Annotated in this window: 15 protein-coding genes and 2 pseudogenes; 10 read left to right on the top strand and 7 right to left on the bottom strand. The window is 39.2% G+C overall.

The window, feature by feature from the left end; genetic code table 11:
• Nucleotides 1-817: 817 nt before the first annotated feature.
• Together PPM_RS14235 and PPM_RS30165 are read right to left on the bottom strand one after the other, a co-directional pair.
• A complete protein-coding gene (locus tag PPM_RS14235) occupies nt 818-1,039 on the bottom strand; it encodes a DUF6199 family natural product biosynthesis protein (RefSeq protein WP_014599895.1) in 222 nt (73 codons plus the stop codon).
• A gap of 235 nt (nt 1,040-1,274) precedes the next feature.
• A complete protein-coding gene (locus PPM_RS30165; RefSeq protein ID WP_228392861.1) occupies nt 1,275-1,466 on the bottom strand; it encodes a hypothetical protein in 192 nt (63 codons plus the stop codon).
• A gap of 1,244 nt (nt 1,467-2,710) precedes the next feature.
• Between PPM_RS30165 and PPM_RS14230 the strand changes: the two genes are divergently transcribed.
• The 3 genes from PPM_RS14230 (at nt 2,711) to PPM_RS14220 (ending at nt 5,253) form a co-directional block, all read left to right on the top strand.
• On the top strand, nt 2,711-3,628 hold the full coding sequence (locus PPM_RS14230; RefSeq protein ID WP_013371534.1) for a hypothetical protein: 918 nt from the start codon (nt 2,711-2,713) through the stop codon (nt 3,626-3,628).
• 273 nt (nt 3,629-3,901) lie between these two features.
• Nucleotides 3,902-4,165, top strand: coding sequence for a hypothetical protein (locus PPM_RS14225; protein WP_013371533.1), 264 nt, complete (start codon nt 3,902-3,904; stop codon nt 4,163-4,165).
• A 269-nt stretch (nt 4,166-4,434) separates the two neighbouring features.
• On the top strand, nt 4,435-5,253 hold the full coding sequence (locus PPM_RS14220) for an alpha/beta fold hydrolase (protein WP_013371532.1): 819 nt from the start codon (nt 4,435-4,437) through the stop codon (nt 5,251-5,253).
• 549 nt (nt 5,254-5,802) lie between these two features.
• On the opposite strand, the gene PPM_RS14215 is transcribed toward PPM_RS14220, so the two are convergent.
• On the bottom strand, nt 5,803-6,291 hold the full coding sequence (locus tag PPM_RS14215) for a hypothetical protein (RefSeq protein WP_228392860.1): 489 nt from the start codon (nt 6,289-6,291) through the stop codon (nt 5,803-5,805).
• Between the two features lie 146 nt (nt 6,292-6,437).
• The gene (gene abc-f / locus PPM_RS14210) at nt 6,438-7,925 is read right to left on the bottom strand and encodes a ribosomal protection-like ABC-F family protein (protein WP_013371530.1); all 1,488 of its coding nucleotides are present in this window, start codon (nt 7,923-7,925) and stop codon (nt 6,438-6,440) included.
• Between the two features lie 854 nt (nt 7,926-8,779).
• Between abc-f and PPM_RS29290 the strand changes: the two genes are divergently transcribed.
• Entirely contained in the window at nt 8,780-9,334 is a 555-nt protein-coding gene (locus tag PPM_RS29290) for a stalk domain-containing protein (protein ID WP_014599891.1), read from the top strand.
• Here PPM_RS29290 and PPM_RS28635 read toward each other — a convergent pair.
• Both PPM_RS28635 and PPM_RS14195 read right to left on the bottom strand, forming a co-directional pair.
• Nucleotides 9,248-9,703 carry an AraC family transcriptional regulator gene (locus PPM_RS28635; protein ID WP_013371528.1) on the bottom strand — a complete coding sequence of 152 codons (456 nt, stop codon included), beginning with the start codon at nt 9,701-9,703 and terminating at the stop codon, nt 9,248-9,250. The genes PPM_RS29290 and PPM_RS28635 overlap by 87 nt on opposite strands.
• 187 nt (nt 9,704-9,890) lie before the next feature.
• Nucleotides 9,891-10,529 (bottom strand): hypothetical protein, encoded by a 639-nt coding sequence (locus tag PPM_RS14195; protein ID WP_013371527.1) that lies wholly within the window; start codon nt 10,527-10,529, stop codon nt 9,891-9,893.
• Nucleotides 10,530-10,980: 451 nt separating this feature from the next.
• Here PPM_RS14195 and PPM_RS14190 point away from each other — a divergent pair, with 451 nt between their 5' ends.
• From PPM_RS14190 to PPM_RS14180, 4 genes are read left to right on the top strand one after another with little or no spacing between them, the layout of a single operon-like run.
• Nucleotides 10,981-11,202, top strand: coding sequence for a hypothetical protein (locus PPM_RS14190; RefSeq protein WP_013371526.1), 222 nt, complete (start codon nt 10,981-10,983; stop codon nt 11,200-11,202).
• On the top strand, nt 11,177-11,680 hold the full coding sequence (locus tag PPM_RS14185; protein ID WP_013371525.1) for a phage holin family protein: 504 nt from the start codon (nt 11,177-11,179) through the stop codon (nt 11,678-11,680). Before PPM_RS14190 ends, PPM_RS14185 begins: the two co-directional genes overlap by 26 nt.
• A 10-nt stretch (nt 11,681-11,690) precedes the next feature.
• Entirely contained in the window at nt 11,691-11,843 is a 153-nt protein-coding gene (locus PPM_RS30655; protein ID WP_367949303.1) for a GH25 family lysozyme, read from the top strand.
• On the top strand, nt 11,840-12,067 hold the full coding sequence (locus PPM_RS14180; RefSeq protein WP_320582510.1) for a hypothetical protein: 228 nt from the start codon (nt 11,840-11,842) through the stop codon (nt 12,065-12,067). Before PPM_RS30655 ends, PPM_RS14180 begins: the two co-directional genes overlap by 4 nt.
• Here PPM_RS14180 and PPM_RS30650 read toward each other — a convergent pair.
• The gene (locus PPM_RS30650) at nt 11,996-12,253 is read right to left on the bottom strand and encodes a TIR domain-containing protein (RefSeq protein ID WP_048481108.1); all 258 of its coding nucleotides are present in this window, start codon (nt 12,251-12,253) and stop codon (nt 11,996-11,998) included. The two genes, PPM_RS14180 and PPM_RS30650, sit on opposite strands and share 72 nt — an antisense overlap.
• A gap of 70 nt (nt 12,254-12,323) precedes the next feature.
• Between PPM_RS30650 and PPM_RS14175 the strand changes: the two are divergent.
• Nucleotides 12,324-13,622: pseudogene (locus PPM_RS14175) on the top strand (tyrosine-type recombinase/integrase); the annotation flags it as partial.
• Nucleotides 13,623-13,645: 23 nt separating this feature from the next.
• Nucleotides 13,646-13,804 (top strand): annotated as a pseudogene (locus PPM_RS30160) (DUF6262 family protein); the annotation flags it as partial.
• Between the last annotated feature and the right edge of the window lie 205 nt (nt 13,805-14,009).

Here is a 14,009-nt window from a genome sequence, read left to right as displayed (position 1 = left end):
GCAAATACACAGATTAAAGATTAAATGGGACATTAAAAAAGAGAATGCTGAAATTTATACCTTATCTATGCTTCAGGTATTTGGGACTACTCTGCCGGTCGTTGTAATAGTAGAAGCTCCTTCATGGATTCATGAATTCACTTTCGTAAAGTAGTATGTAAAACGGGGTAGAATGGTTCATTCCCATCTGCCCTACATTGGTCTTAAAATCGTCCCCCTAAGTGTCCCCCAAACGTCCCCCAATTCATGAAAAGTTATGATAGATTGTGAACAACGTTTCTGATGAAATGTTCTATAAATCGCTATCCTAATAAAGGAAAAGATGAAGTGATAAATTCGTACATAAACAGAACCCAAGTACATCAATGGGAACGTGATCAATATCTGACGCTTTACTAAAATGTGGAATCCCTTGGCGCTCTAAGCGTTGAGGGATTTTTTTGTTTGAGGATAATGCTTCATTTTCTTGGACTACGCAGTACTCCCCACAATTTCCCCACAAAAAATTATTGAATTAGGTTTTAAATAGTTAGAAGCGGACACGGTGTAAAGATAAATGCCTTGGCATGTTCGATCCATGCCATGAGCAGATACATACAAATCAATGAAGGAACTTCTTCAATTCTGTATAGAGACCTATAGGGATAGCTACGGAAAATACTTTTGGTTTCATGAAGTAGACTGGAAAGAATACAAACGCCAGCAGGGCGCGAAGAAGTGTTTAGAAACAAAAAAAGAAAAGTATGAAATCTATAAAGCTAGTTATGGAACTACTACTACATTCGCTGGTCGAGCTTTGAAGTTTAAGGAAGTGCGCTTACAGGAAGATAACCAAAAGTCCACATGCTAAGAAGAAGAACCCAAAGAGAATAGATACAGAGCCCCTAAATTTCATGTCATCAATGTAAGCGTCGCTTGGTTCTGAGTCACCTTTGATTTTCCAGGCTTCGTTTGCACGCCATCCCCAAGTGGGTTTCCGTTTACTTAAAATACCAAGCGCGAAAAAAACAATAGCAATAAGAATAAGCATAATTCCCATTTGATCACCCCCTTTAAGTAAATTATACCAAAAAATGAACGACAGATAGAAATTATTGTCTCCAAGAGCAGATGAAACAAAAATAAGAGGGCTTTGTTCTCCGTGTTACGGTGAATTTTAATCCGAGTAGGCAACAGCATTAAAACTTTCTATTCCTATTCGGGTAGCATCTGCTGTGCAAAATATATATAAGGTATATACCAATTCATTTGATGGTGGTAGAGGGATATTGTAATCAGAAGCATTGATGGTGACGACTTGTACAGCGTTTGGGTTTGTTTCGGAGACACTCACAGAGTAAAGGGCATTCCGTTACATCTAAACCAAGCTCCGCGATGGCACCAGCAGTATTGGCTGGCAAGGGAATTGAGATCGTATTACCGTAACTTGCGTTTTGAGATGTTCGAGCATCTAACAATCTAGTCATGTTCTCATCTCCTTTTTGATAGTTTATGCAGAACATATTCATTGTTGAGGGCAGTAAGGATATATCATATTTTAGCTCATAGGGAGTAAAGAAAGAGAAAACAGCCTTATACAATGTCTGTCGAAGCATCGTTGTAATGATGCCAGATGTAGAGGTTTCTTCCTCACTGAAAATGTTGATTTCGATTTTAAAAATACTCCTACGGATGAAAGAAGAGGCATGTACGCATTCGGACAGTGTACTTACAGTAATGCGGAAAGGGATTTTTAATTGTATATGACTGTAAAATGCCATTTGATGCTGCAAAGAGTGGATGGAGCCGAGACGGCGGATGAGTGTGGAAAAACATATAAATGAGATGTGGAGCAACAACCATTCAATAGTGGAAGGATTGATCCAGACCCACCACAGCAGCTAGATATAGAAAGGGGGTATAGAGATTTCAACAGGTGGCTAAGGGCTAGAACGATGATTTAATCGCCGTTGAAACCCTTATGCAACAAAAGGATAACGAGATAGCCAGGCTCAAGAAGTCTGTTGAAGGTCTACGGTTACCACGACAATAAAAGGTCAAAGTGTGTGCAACCTGAACATGAGCTCAGCTATTACAGCCTAAAAGAACAGAAGAGTATAAGCGATTCCGTGGAGCGTGGCCGCTCATGACCATAAGCTGATTGGATGATGGCTCACCCTTGGGTGGCATTCTGGATGTGGATAGCTCTAAAGAGTAACAGCTCATTACAAGTTCTATTTCCTCATTACAAACAATATCCGTTTTGCAATCTCTAACATTAGAGATGTGCATGAAAGGCTTGCTGCAAAGCTTTTGTATCTAAAAGCTCAACAGTATATGAGCAGAGTATAAAAAAGGTATTCATGGTATATCAGCCACAACATTCGCTGACAAAAGACGCAAGGTCAAAGAAAATTTAGCAAAAAGTCTGTCAACCGAACATTGGATTTTGTGATGATCGACTATGGTCGGGGGCGAAACCAAGAAGGAGAAATTGGACTTAGAATGCCAGAAGCAAAGGGCTTAAGCCTTTGCGGTCTTTATTATAGGTGTCAGAAGAAAATAAAGTTCTAAACTGAAAAATAAAGTAATATTCTGACGATGCCTCATTAAGCTAACGGGCAGGATAGTTTAATAACATATCGAATTTTTTAAGAGTGGAAGGGTATACGAGGTGAGGCGTTGCTTAACTGAAGTGTGAAGTAGAGGTAATCAAAAAGGAGATACCCAGATGGAAGCAAATCAAAATATTCGTTTAGCAATCGAAGAATCTATACAGTTCCTTGAATCTACTCCGCATTTGGGGATGACTCACGGCGAGTGCAGCCGTCGAAAATGGGATGGAGCTTGGTGGCATATGGCTGCTCTTTATGAAATGGGTGAGGTGAAACTAATTCCCGAGTCTGCTATTACTGGAGCAAAATATTTACTCGAAACTCAGGTTTGGCCCACCTTCATCATATTCCCCGATGACCATCCAACAAGTGAAAGTGATAAGATGAAGATGGATTGCTGCCATTGTGAACTTGCCGTATACTATATGATTCTAATGGCGTATGGCTGTGATTTGGACAAGGAACTGCCTTGGATTCGCGAATGGCTCTTAAAGCATCAGTTACCTGATGGCGGACTGAACTGCGATCCTGAAGCTTATATTCATTCTAAAAAGAGCTCTATTGTTTCGACACTTCCTCCGCTTGAAGCTATCTTATGGCATACAGACCGTGAATTTACTGAACAGGAAGTCGTTTTCTTAGATGAAGGCGCACGTTATTTAATTGAGCATCGTCTTGTATGTTCTAAACAAAATAGAAGTGTCATCGATATGGAATGGCTGAAGCCTTGTTTTCCGAGGTTTTTTGAATATGATATATTACGTGGCATGTCCTTCTTGGCAGAATGGTCCCGACGTAGGAACAAAACGCTGCCGGTCGGGCTGCTTATTGAAGGATTGGAACGATTGAACATCTTCAGGGAAACAGAAGGCTTGCGAATCGGTAGACAAGTCTTTGATCCACAAGGCCCGTGGGGTGGGCAATCCTTTCCCTTGTTAGAAGCAGTGTCTGGCATTGGTGACGTTTCGCCTTATCTAACCAGACAGTTGGATCGAATTATCGAACGATTGGGACCGGAGTATACCTATGCATAAAGACTCCCTTTAGAAGGGAGCTCATGGTGAAACAGGAACGGACCAGGATGAGGAAGGTTTAGAGGGGAAAGTTGCAAATTTCAAATATGTAAAATGATTGTCTAAACACTGATTGAAGGCGTAAAACGGGAAGAATAGTTATAAATATGTTAAAATAAGGGCGAATAAATTCAGAGGTGATTTAATGTTCAATCCGAAGATCTTCTTCTATTAGTTGTGTCTAAGGTCATGGCTTCAAATGCCAAAATCTAACCCGGCACAACGGGGATGAAGATGTTTACACGGGAAGAGATTCAATCCTGGGAAGATGAGAAACAGCGTAGTCTGGAGATCAATAATAAGCCCAAAGATCCAAGAAAAGAGAAGCTTAAGGATTTCCGTAAAGGAATCAAGAGTGTTCATTACAACAAAGAATGTAAAGTAGCAAGAAAAGATGATTATCGGCTGTATAGAACAAAAATGAAACGACTGATGCGTAGTGAGGAATACGAGATCCTGCACAGTTACAAACGAACGAGCGGTTGGATTACTTGGTAAATGGGGTAGCCCTTGTATGAACTCATCCTATTGTTGAAGTGACTAGCAGTAGGGCAGTTCATGAGGGGCTGCTTTTTTTCATTGAAGTAACGGGCAGGTTAGTTTAACTCCGAAAACAAGAATAGGGAACAAGTGTTCTTTACATATATTATATATGCGTATATAATCAAAACGAAACGGAAAGGAGATCTGGTTTGCTTGATAAAACATGTAGATTCTTCTTTAGTGTAAGAATATTATAATAATAACTCAATTTTGGAGGAGTCTGTATGCCATATTGTAAAGTCAAGAATGCCAATATATATTACGAGGAAATTGGTAAAGGCAAACCAATTATAATGATCCATGGTTTTACACCAGACCATCGGTTAATGAGTGGGTGTATGGAACCGATATTTGAAGATAATTCCAATTGGCGTCGTATCTATCTTGACCTGCCTGGAATGGGACAAACAAAGGATTACGATCAAATATGTAATTCAGATGATATGCTAGAAGCAGTTATAAATTTTATTGAAACTCTTGTCCCAAACCAAGATTATCTCATAGCAGGTGAATCATACGGTGGATATATTACAAGAGGAATAATTAATAGACATAAAGATCGTATTGGTGGGGCTGCACTGATTTGCCCATTAATTATTCCTGAACACAAAAGAAGAATACTTCCCGAGCATTTTGTTGTTCATAGTGATCGCGAGTTTATGGACACCTTAAGTGAAGAGCAAGTAAGTGATTTTAGCGCAAATCAAGTCGTTCTCAATGAATATAATTGGAAAAGGTATTCAGAAGAGATCATGGCAGGTTGTAAGATCGCTGACTACGATTTTCTTAGCAAGATTCAAAGAAACTATGGATTTTCCACCAATATAGATGAATTAGTTTTCGATAAACCAACAGTATTTACTCTTGGGCGACAAGATGCAGTTGTTGGTTACATAGATGCTTTTAGAATTTTAGACAATTATCCTAGAGCAACCTTTGCCGTTCTAGATCGAGCAGGCCATAATCTTCAGATTGAACAGACTCTATTATTTGAGTCACTTATGCGTGAGTGGCTTGAAAGAGTAACAGAGTTTGGATTTTAGTTGTATATTAATCCATTGAACTAACGGGATACGTTAGTTCAATGCAATAGCGACAATCAAGGACCCTATTTCCTCGTCTTAGTTGTCGCTGTTTCAATTTCTAAGGTCAGTCTAATACTTTGGCTTCTTCTGACATTAGGAACTATGATTTTTTATCCTGAAATTTGTTACTTTATTCATAGTGTTGAGGCATCCTTTTCAATGGGGGTGTCGTTTTCCACACGGTGAGTTACGGAAATTGCCGGGGCTGTTTCGCGACTGGACCTGCATGGCAAGCGCAACGTTTTTGCGGATTATTCTAAAGTAATCATGAATTGTACAGAGGGGAATGTGCTTAATGAAAATAGGATATGAGCGATGGACGGTGATTTAAAGAAAGCTCTGGATGAGCTTGAAGCCTTACGTGGTACAGTTTCAGGGTCTTGTCTCTTTGAGAGTGATCTGATATAGGCTGCATCAAAACACAAGCGTAATTGCTTGTGTTTTTTTATTGTTTCTTATCTGTTGGGAGGAGGATGAGCAATATTAAGAAAGTGAGCAAAAGCAGCATTAAAGAGAGTTCTGCCCACCTAATACGAATAACGAAATTTTCTTAGCTATTTCTTCTTTGTTTAATTTTACTTTTCCGGAAGCCCATAAATAACCAGCCTCATAGATTACGTTCGCATAAATAGATACGAATAAATCTTTCTCCATATCTGTATATAAGTTTTCTACACTCTTAAGCAAATACAAATTCAACTCACTCAATATTTTTTCTTTCAATTGGGGGATTACCAAACTTATATTACTTTGGCGACATTGTAATCTTGGTTGCTGGTAAAAGTCACAAACAGCTAAAACAAGTTGGCTTATACTTCCTTGATCAAATTTTATTGATCCTGTTGTCCGTTTTGCAATAGCATTTGAAGCGGAATTTCCCATAATGGACAGTGAGAGTAGAGTAGAAGAAGCAAAACCCACTGTAAAATAATATAAGCTTCTTAGTCTTAGTGAGATAACTATTAAACTGTCTTCAATAAAACCATCGGCAGCCATGGACGAAAAAATAAAATCCTAGACTGCCGATGTTCGATTGAACTATCGTGTGCCTTTAGTTCAATCTTTTTCCTTTTCATAAAAGTTGTTGAACAAAGCTTTCTATCGTTGAAATCATGTCTTAATCCAATTCAATTTGTAAAATTCTAATCCCCACCGAGTTCAATCGTTTTCGTGGCGACCCGGTCATGAAATTCCCGATCATGCTCTACGAATACAATGGTGGGCGTGTATTCAAGCAGCAGCTCCTCAATTTGCATCCGGGAAATCACGTCAACAAAGTTGAGCGGTTCGTCCCAAATATGCAGATGAGCCTCCTCACATAGGCTTCTCGCGATCAGAACTTTCTTCTTCTGCCCGCCGCTAAACGCCGATATATCCTTCTCAAACTGGATGCGGGCGAAATCTAGCTTACGCAACACGGCTTTAAATAAGCTTTCGTCAATTCTGTGCTCTGCTGCATAATCGGAAAGCGTACCTCGCAAATCAGAAGTATTCTGGGATACATAGGAAACGCGAAGCTGCGGATCCCGTTGAAACGTACCTGTATAGTATAGCTCCTCAGCGTTGAGCAGGTGAAGCAAGCTAGACTTACCTGAACCATTTGGACCTGAAATTGCAATCCGATCTCCTGGTTCAATCATCAGACTAACGTTCTTGCATACTGCTCTTTCCCCGTAGTAAATCGTAACATGATCCAGTATCGCCAATTCCGATTTGGGATACACGAGCTGAGAGATCGCAAGGCTTTCTGACTGTTCGATATTTCGGAGCAGTTTCGATTTTTCCTCTAAAGCAGTGTGTTGCCGCTGTTCGATGGATTTTGAGCGTTTCATCATTTTGGCTGCCTTATGTCCGACGTACCCCTTGTCAAGTTTGGAACCGGAATTTCGTGTGCCGTTTTTCGATTTTTCGGTCTCGAAAGACCAGCTACTAGTACGTTTAGCGGAAGCTGATAAACGCTGTATGTCTTTGTACAGCTTTTCGTTTTGTGCCATTTCGAATGTATCCTGGCGAGTTTTGTTCGTCCACCAGCTGGAGAAGTTGCCTTTTTGGATTTCAATATTCGTTTTGTTGATCGACAGAATATGATCCACGCAGCGGTCGAGAAAAGCACGGTCGTGTGAAACAAGAATAAAACCACGCTTCGTATTCAGATAATCGGCGACAAGCTTGCGTGCGTGCAAATCGAGATGATTGGTCGGCTCGTCGATGAGCAGAAATCGATTGTCTTGGATGAATAGCACAGCCAGCAATACCTTCGTCTGTTCTCCTTGGGACAGCGATTCGAATGGTCGGTACAACACGTCTTCTGAAACCTTAAGCAGGTTCAGTTCACGCATCAGCTTCCAGTTCTCATAGCTTGGCACGATCTCTTCGACGACATCTAAAGTCAAATACTCCGGATGTTCGACGGGAAACGGAAAATAATCAAAGGCGACTGGTGTGGAGATCGTACCGCTGTATTCGTACTTCCCCTGCAGCAGGTTTAAGAACGTCGTTTTACCCCGACCGTTTCGTCCTGTAAAGCCCAACTTCCAGTCTGTATCAATTTGAAAATGAACATTTTCGAATATAGGGTCATAGCTGCCTGGATAGGCAAAAGTAAGATTGGTTACCTGAATGGCGGGCATGGCAATCATCCTTTCGTTTGGAAATAAAAAAGAGCCGCAAGAAAGGTGCTTTCTTGCGGCTCTAATCCATACGAGGAAATAAGACCCCATTACAAGGGGGCCATATGACTGTCCGGAGAGGGAGCGCAAACGAAACGCAGACCTTTCTTGCAGAGACGAAATAAAACGACCCTAGCCAATCGCTGAGTCCGTTCTTTTCGTGATCTCGAAGCAAGAAAGTTCTACATGTATCCGTTCAACTCCCATCATCAAATTACATCCAGTTTATCACAATAGTAATTTAACTACAACCTGCGTTAGTTTCATTTAGGATGAAGCCTCGCGTAGGTCGACATGCTCCTTAGATTGATTACTGTTTTTCAACTATCTTCTGCTATCATTGCTTCGCAACCAGCACGCCGGAAAGAAATACTTAAGGTTTGGATATAGGATAGGAAATGCATTAGCAGCGATACGGGCCCAAGATGATTATTAGAGCCAGTAAGTTAATTGGTAATGAGATAGAGGGCGGTATTATTACAGGTGCCTTATTCTGTACAGCAAAAGAGGGTAGGCGTATTTTTGGGGACTTGAATTCATTTCATGTAGATAATATGGGTGGGGGATATATTAAAATCTACGGATAATATGGTTTATTTTCAAAATGAGGTTAATTTTACTAAAGCTACTGTAAGTGGGCTTAAGCTCGGAGTTGAAGATTTTATTGAAAATCTCGGGGAAACAATCAGAGAGTTGAGAAACGATGTTGCTTCACTAAGAGGTGATATGTACGATGATGTAATTGTGAACGCTACATTTGATCCATCACCAAGAAATTTCCACTAGTTGGAAAGATGGTTTTAGGGGAATAAAATGTGAGCGTAAATGGAACAACATTGTTTGAAAACGCTATTGCCGTCGATGGTACAGCGTATGTACCTTTGCGCCCGATTTCAGAATCTTTGGGGACGAACCTAGCGGTGAAGGGGAAAACTATTGAAATTACAACAGGAACCCCTTCTTCATATGTGGTTGTTGAAGAGCAGTCACAAGCAATGGCTTTGAAGAATAACCCACATACCAATTGGTCCAAGGAACTAATTGTAAAGCACTCTGGGACTGTGGAGGAATTGATCGAAATACTTAATAATGATATTACAAAATCTGAAAAGTCATTGACTGACATCGATAGAAGAATAGGTGCGGCAGGCGACGATCAAAAACTTATTGAGCGCATTGAAAAAACCGTCACCGTGACAAAAAGCCCTCTTAAACAGAGGGCTTTTACTTTTATGAGAGGGATTAGTATTAGACTACCTTTAATAATAGGTATCTTAACACGTTTATTGAATCGGAACGCAAATTTCGCAACGATGATTATTAATAAGTTCAATTGTATAGCGCTCCAAGATAGGTTTGGTTTCATCTAATCTGAACTTTTGGTTTTTCAACTCTAGAAATATTTCGCCCCAAGCCTTTTGAACAGCTTCTGCTGTATGATTTATCTTAAAAACAGCGTATCTTCCTCCACTAATATTGCTTAGACTTACTTCATCAGTATTAACACAGTAACCATCAGGAATAACCAAACATGCATCGTAGCGACAATTTTCCGGCTTCACAAATGCAGGATTATCTTGGACAATGCCGAGGATAATAGACTTATTATTAAATAATTTATTCGATTCAACCCAGTATTTAAATTTCTCCATTAGTTGTGAATTTGCAATTCCATACGGACCAATCTGTCTCATGTATGCAATTCTACAAGACGGTATTTTTTCAATTTCAGCCTTCATATTTTCTTCTCTTTCTTTTTAAAGTACATCGATGTCTGAAACCATCTTATAATGCTTTAAAATGATAAACAACTCCATTTTAAAAATAATCAAATTAGTGTCTAATACCCAAAGAGCAGACTTATGTGCCTGCTCAACGATGTGTGATATTAAACTGCTGTGTCACGATAGCTTAAACAAGTCTTACTTATAGAGACTCGATTCCCCATTCTTTATATAAGTCGTTAAGTTCATGCGATGTCTTTGTAACAAAACTCTTAACCACATCTACCTTTAAATAAATTGGGGTTATCTGGGGTTCATTGTTCTTATTACGTAGCCATTGTAGTTTTATATCTCGGTACTGATTTACTTCAATTTGTGTTAACAATGGTTCAATACTATAGGCATTTCCTACATAGAGCTTGTTGAGAACATCTTCTGCCCATTCTTCTCTTTTGATTAAATTAAATTCTACTTGGTTTGCTTCCATATTATAGATTTTTCTTATTTCATCTTTTTCTCCTTGATACTCACGTTCAAAATTCGAATAGACTGTTTCCGTCCATCTTATGTCCGCATAGATATGGGCAAAATACCCTAGTATGTAATCTGTCCAGTTAGTCTCAACATTAAGGTTTAAATAATACTGGCATCTTTCCTTAAGTACCTCACTACTAGGGAATCTATCTTCACAAACAAAATGTGTAATACCCTTTTCGCTTCTTGTCACATCTCCCCTTACATGGACAGCATCTGGAGCAATACTCCCAATTAAGAAACTAGAAGATGGAGTACGCGAGCAAAGTTCTAAAGCTATAGCAAAATGGACCATTGGATAAGGCATTCTTTAGAACCTCCTAAGTTAAGACAGTCGAATAGTTATAATGTAGCTATACGCCAATATATTACAAAATATTGAAACTGGGTATATTTGAAAATAGCTAGTCATTTTCTTTACCTTTATATTCTATAATTCGTTGAAGAGAAATATGAATTGCCCTGAGATAACTTACTATGGTTATAAAACCGATCACTAAAATAATTATGAGTAGATCCATAGGTAACTCGCTCCTAACTCAAACAGAAGATTTGGTCATCCTCCATATTACCATAATTGGAACTTTACTTCCTGTTAGCTTAAAGATGTATAGTCACTCTACAACCTTATTTTTGCTGAGCAATATTTCTGTTTAAAATCCGCACCGTTATAGTAATAAAACCAATTTAAGATATAGGTATGAAAGCCTCTGATAAATCAGGGGCTTATTTTGCGTCTTGAGGGGGTGACGAAACCCATGGCAAAGATAAAATCCACATTGGACATACAACTGGATCTAACCAGACCTGTTGAGGATTTAACTGAGATCATTTCTGCTGTAATTGCTTCACAGCCACATAAACGTAAAGAAATACTTGAGGGGTTGGATATAGCAGTAGGAAATGCATTAGCAGAGATACAGGCCCAGGAAGAAAAGGAACAGAAAGTAGACGATGATAGCTCAGGAAAAGTTTCCTGAACGGAGAGACGGGGGAAGCAAGGTGGATAAGTGGGAGGTTTTTAAGTTCAGTACTGCTTTAGGAAGCAGCGCTGTGACGTATTTTTACGGTGGGTGGTCGGGAGTATTGGGGGTGTTACTTGCTCTGGTCATTATTGATTATGTGACTGGATTATTTACCGCTGGCGTAGAAGGTAAGAAGGGAACCGGGCCCGGTTTAAAAAGCAAGATTGGTCTTATCGGTATCGCTCGAAAGGTATTTATTTTTGCAATGGTATCAGTATCCCATCTGATTGATGGAGTCTTAGGCGATTCGCACCTATTCCGGGATGTGGTCGCCTATTTTTATATGGCAAATGAGCTGCTTTCGATTCTGGAAAACGGGGGCAGGCTTGGAGCGCCAATACCACCAGTGATCCGACAAGCGGTTGAGGTTCTAAAAAGTAAAAGCGGAAGTCAGGAAGGGGACAGGGAAGATGCAAGCAAGGAAAAAAGGTAATGCCTAAGGAATAGACGTATCCCGTTATCAAGGAAAGATTGTTTGGAAGGCGGTCAAGGCAAGCGGCATTTCCTTTGCCTTTCTTAAGGCCAGTCAGGGTAAGTCATACCGCGACAAAACATTCATCGGTAATCACAGGCTGCACGAGCTGTCGGAGTCCTGATCGGGGCCTATCACTGTTTAGACGATTCTGCGAAAACGCCAGAGGATGCCCGAAAGGAAGCTGCAAACTTTGTGAGCGCCATTAATTCAGTCGGAGGCATCGCGGCTTTCGATCTGCCGCCGGTTATGGATTATGAGTCCAACAAGTCCGGATTAAGCAAAGCGGAGCTTACAGCCGTAGCTAGGACATTTAGGTTTCACGCCAACGATGTACTTTTTTTGTAAAACAGAGGTGTTAGTTTCGTGAATAATCCAGTCACTATGGGCGGCGTACATACCAGCAAGGATGATGATCTTTGATGCTGGTTTAATCTGATTGTCTAATATTTCTTGAAGTTTTTTCTTCCCGACTGTAGTATTAGGGTCGATTGCTGGGTCATGTTCGAGAACAGAATAGTTTTTCCAAGTCAATTGCCCATCAGCTTGGGCCTCGTTGATCCACTGAACTACTTTATTATTAAATAGACTAAACTAATGCCAATATTATATTGATTTCTCAAAGATACCTACTACCATTCGTGAGCAAGTCAAAAAGTATTTTAAGCAACGATTACTTAGTAAAAATAAATTCGCATGGGGTACGGCATTAAATTATATAACGTTTTTACCATCTTTTTTTACATTTGTATTTACACTAGAACCAAAATGGAAAGATTTAAAAGCTTTAAAGCGAAAGCACATAGAAAAATACATCGAATTTCTACATGAATATTCAAATTCAACTGAAACAAAAGAATGCACATCCTGAAGCATATATATCAATAGCATTAGGCACTATACAAAAATTTCTTGAAGATATTCAACGATATGAGTATGAAATAGCTTCTGAAAAACATGTAAGATTGTTGATTTTTCCTGAAGATAAGCCTAAACCGAGAGAGAAATCCGTTGACCAAATCTATTACATTCCGGATTTTGTCTTAGAGCAGCTTTTTTCTCACCTAGATGAATTACATAAAGATATTGTTCCGATAGTTTGGGCGGCATTTAAAACAGGGCTTAGAATATCCGATGCATTAGAACTAACCTTTGACTGCTTAGTTCAACTAAACGGGCAATACTCTATAGTAACAGATATAAGAAAAACCTATGTGAAAGAACATCGTATTCCAATTGATGAAGAGTTAGCAGGAATCCTTGCCGTTCTAATCGATAAATCAAAAAAATATAGTAATCAAGATAATAATCCAAAGGATTATATTTTTGTGCGATATCGTGGAAAACGAAAAGGACAACCATATGGGCAAAATTGGGTTAATAGCGCATTAAATATATTAGCAAAAAAAGTGAATATCACTGACGAAAACGGCAATCTTTTTCATTTCGCGATGCATCAGTTTCGACATACTTATGGAGTGAAAATGATAAATAGTGGTGCAGATATTCTAACTGTTCAAGAGCTTTTAGCTCATGCTTCTCCAGAAATGACAATGCGATACGCTAAACTATTAGATGAAACCAAAAGAGAAGCCTTTGAATCCGCTGTGAAGTAAGGAGTATTCAGTTTCGATTTAAATGGTGAAATTCAAGAAATTAAGGAAGGAGAAGATATACCAACAGATATTTTGGATGCTTTATGGCAAGACCATAAACTAAATGCGATGGATAACCCCTATGGAAGGTGCCACACTCGTTTGAACGGTAATTGCCCCCATATGGAAGCTCCCCCGTGCCTCACTTGTGGTGACAATCAAACCCCATGTAAGACTTAGCTGTTGGTTTTTCGGAGTTAGATAAGCAAAAATATGAGCTTCATATTAAAACAACCACGAAGGCAATGCTGAATATAACCGTTCTGCCCACTTGAAAGCCATTCATACTAATCGCAAGGCTACTACTTCTCAAAAGGTAGATGAAGCCATTAAAAGGCTCATAAGAGCCAATGAGAAAATAAACTTTAACAGTGTAGCAAGTGAAGCTGATGTTTCAAAAGCAACCTTATATAACAATAAGGACTTCCGTTTTATTCTCCCTCATAACTTCTTATTCAACTAACGGGGCAGTTTAGCGGAAGTAGGATTTTTATATTTTATGGAGAATTTACTGAATATAAATAAAAGAATCGTAAGGAAAAAATGGTGTATGAATATAATTACTATGGGAGTGAAAAAATATGCTATAATTCATTTAAATATTAATCGATGATACAAAATTTGTGATAAATCTA

It is taken from the genome of Paenibacillus polymyxa M1 (assembly GCF_000237325.1).
GTDB lineage: Bacteria > Bacillota > Bacilli > Paenibacillales > Paenibacillaceae > Paenibacillus > Paenibacillus polymyxa_C.
Note: the sequence above shows the minus strand (reverse complement) of the source record. Positions and strands in the feature narration are given on the sequence as shown.

What these genes read in the sequence shown, in the direction of transcription:
- PPM_RS14235 (WP_014599895.1), bottom strand. Translation starts at nt 1,039, where the DNA reads ATGGGAATTATGCTTATTCTTATTGCTATTGTTTTTTTCGCGCTTGGT.
- PPM_RS30165 (WP_228392861.1), bottom strand. Translation starts at nt 1,466, where the DNA reads ATGACTAGATTGTTAGATGCTCGAACATCTCAAAACGCAAGTTACGGT.
- PPM_RS14230 (WP_013371534.1), top strand. Translation starts at nt 2,711, where the DNA reads ATGGAAGCAAATCAAAATATTCGTTTAGCAATCGAAGAATCTATACAG.
- PPM_RS14225 (WP_013371533.1), top strand. Translation starts at nt 3,902, where the DNA reads ATGTTTACACGGGAAGAGATTCAATCCTGGGAAGATGAGAAACAGCGT.
- PPM_RS14220 (WP_013371532.1), top strand. Translation starts at nt 4,435, where the DNA reads ATGCCATATTGTAAAGTCAAGAATGCCAATATATATTACGAGGAAATT.
- PPM_RS14215 (WP_228392860.1), bottom strand. Translation starts at nt 6,291, where the DNA reads ATGGCTGCCGATGGTTTTATTGAAGACAGTTTAATAGTTATCTCACTA.
- abc-f (WP_013371530.1), bottom strand. Translation starts at nt 7,925, where the DNA reads ATGCCCGCCATTCAGGTAACCAATCTTACTTTTGCCTATCCAGGCAGC.
- PPM_RS28635 (WP_013371528.1), bottom strand. Translation starts at nt 9,703, where the DNA reads ATGAAGGCTGAAATTGAAAAAATACCGTCTTGTAGAATTGCATACATG.
- PPM_RS14195 (WP_013371527.1), bottom strand. Translation starts at nt 10,529, where the DNA reads ATGCCTTATCCAATGGTCCATTTTGCTATAGCTTTAGAACTTTGCTCG.
- PPM_RS14190 (WP_013371526.1), top strand. Translation starts at nt 10,981, where the DNA reads ATGGCAAAGATAAAATCCACATTGGACATACAACTGGATCTAACCAGA.
- PPM_RS14185 (WP_013371525.1), top strand. Translation starts at nt 11,177, where the DNA reads ATGATAGCTCAGGAAAAGTTTCCTGAACGGAGAGACGGGGGAAGCAAG.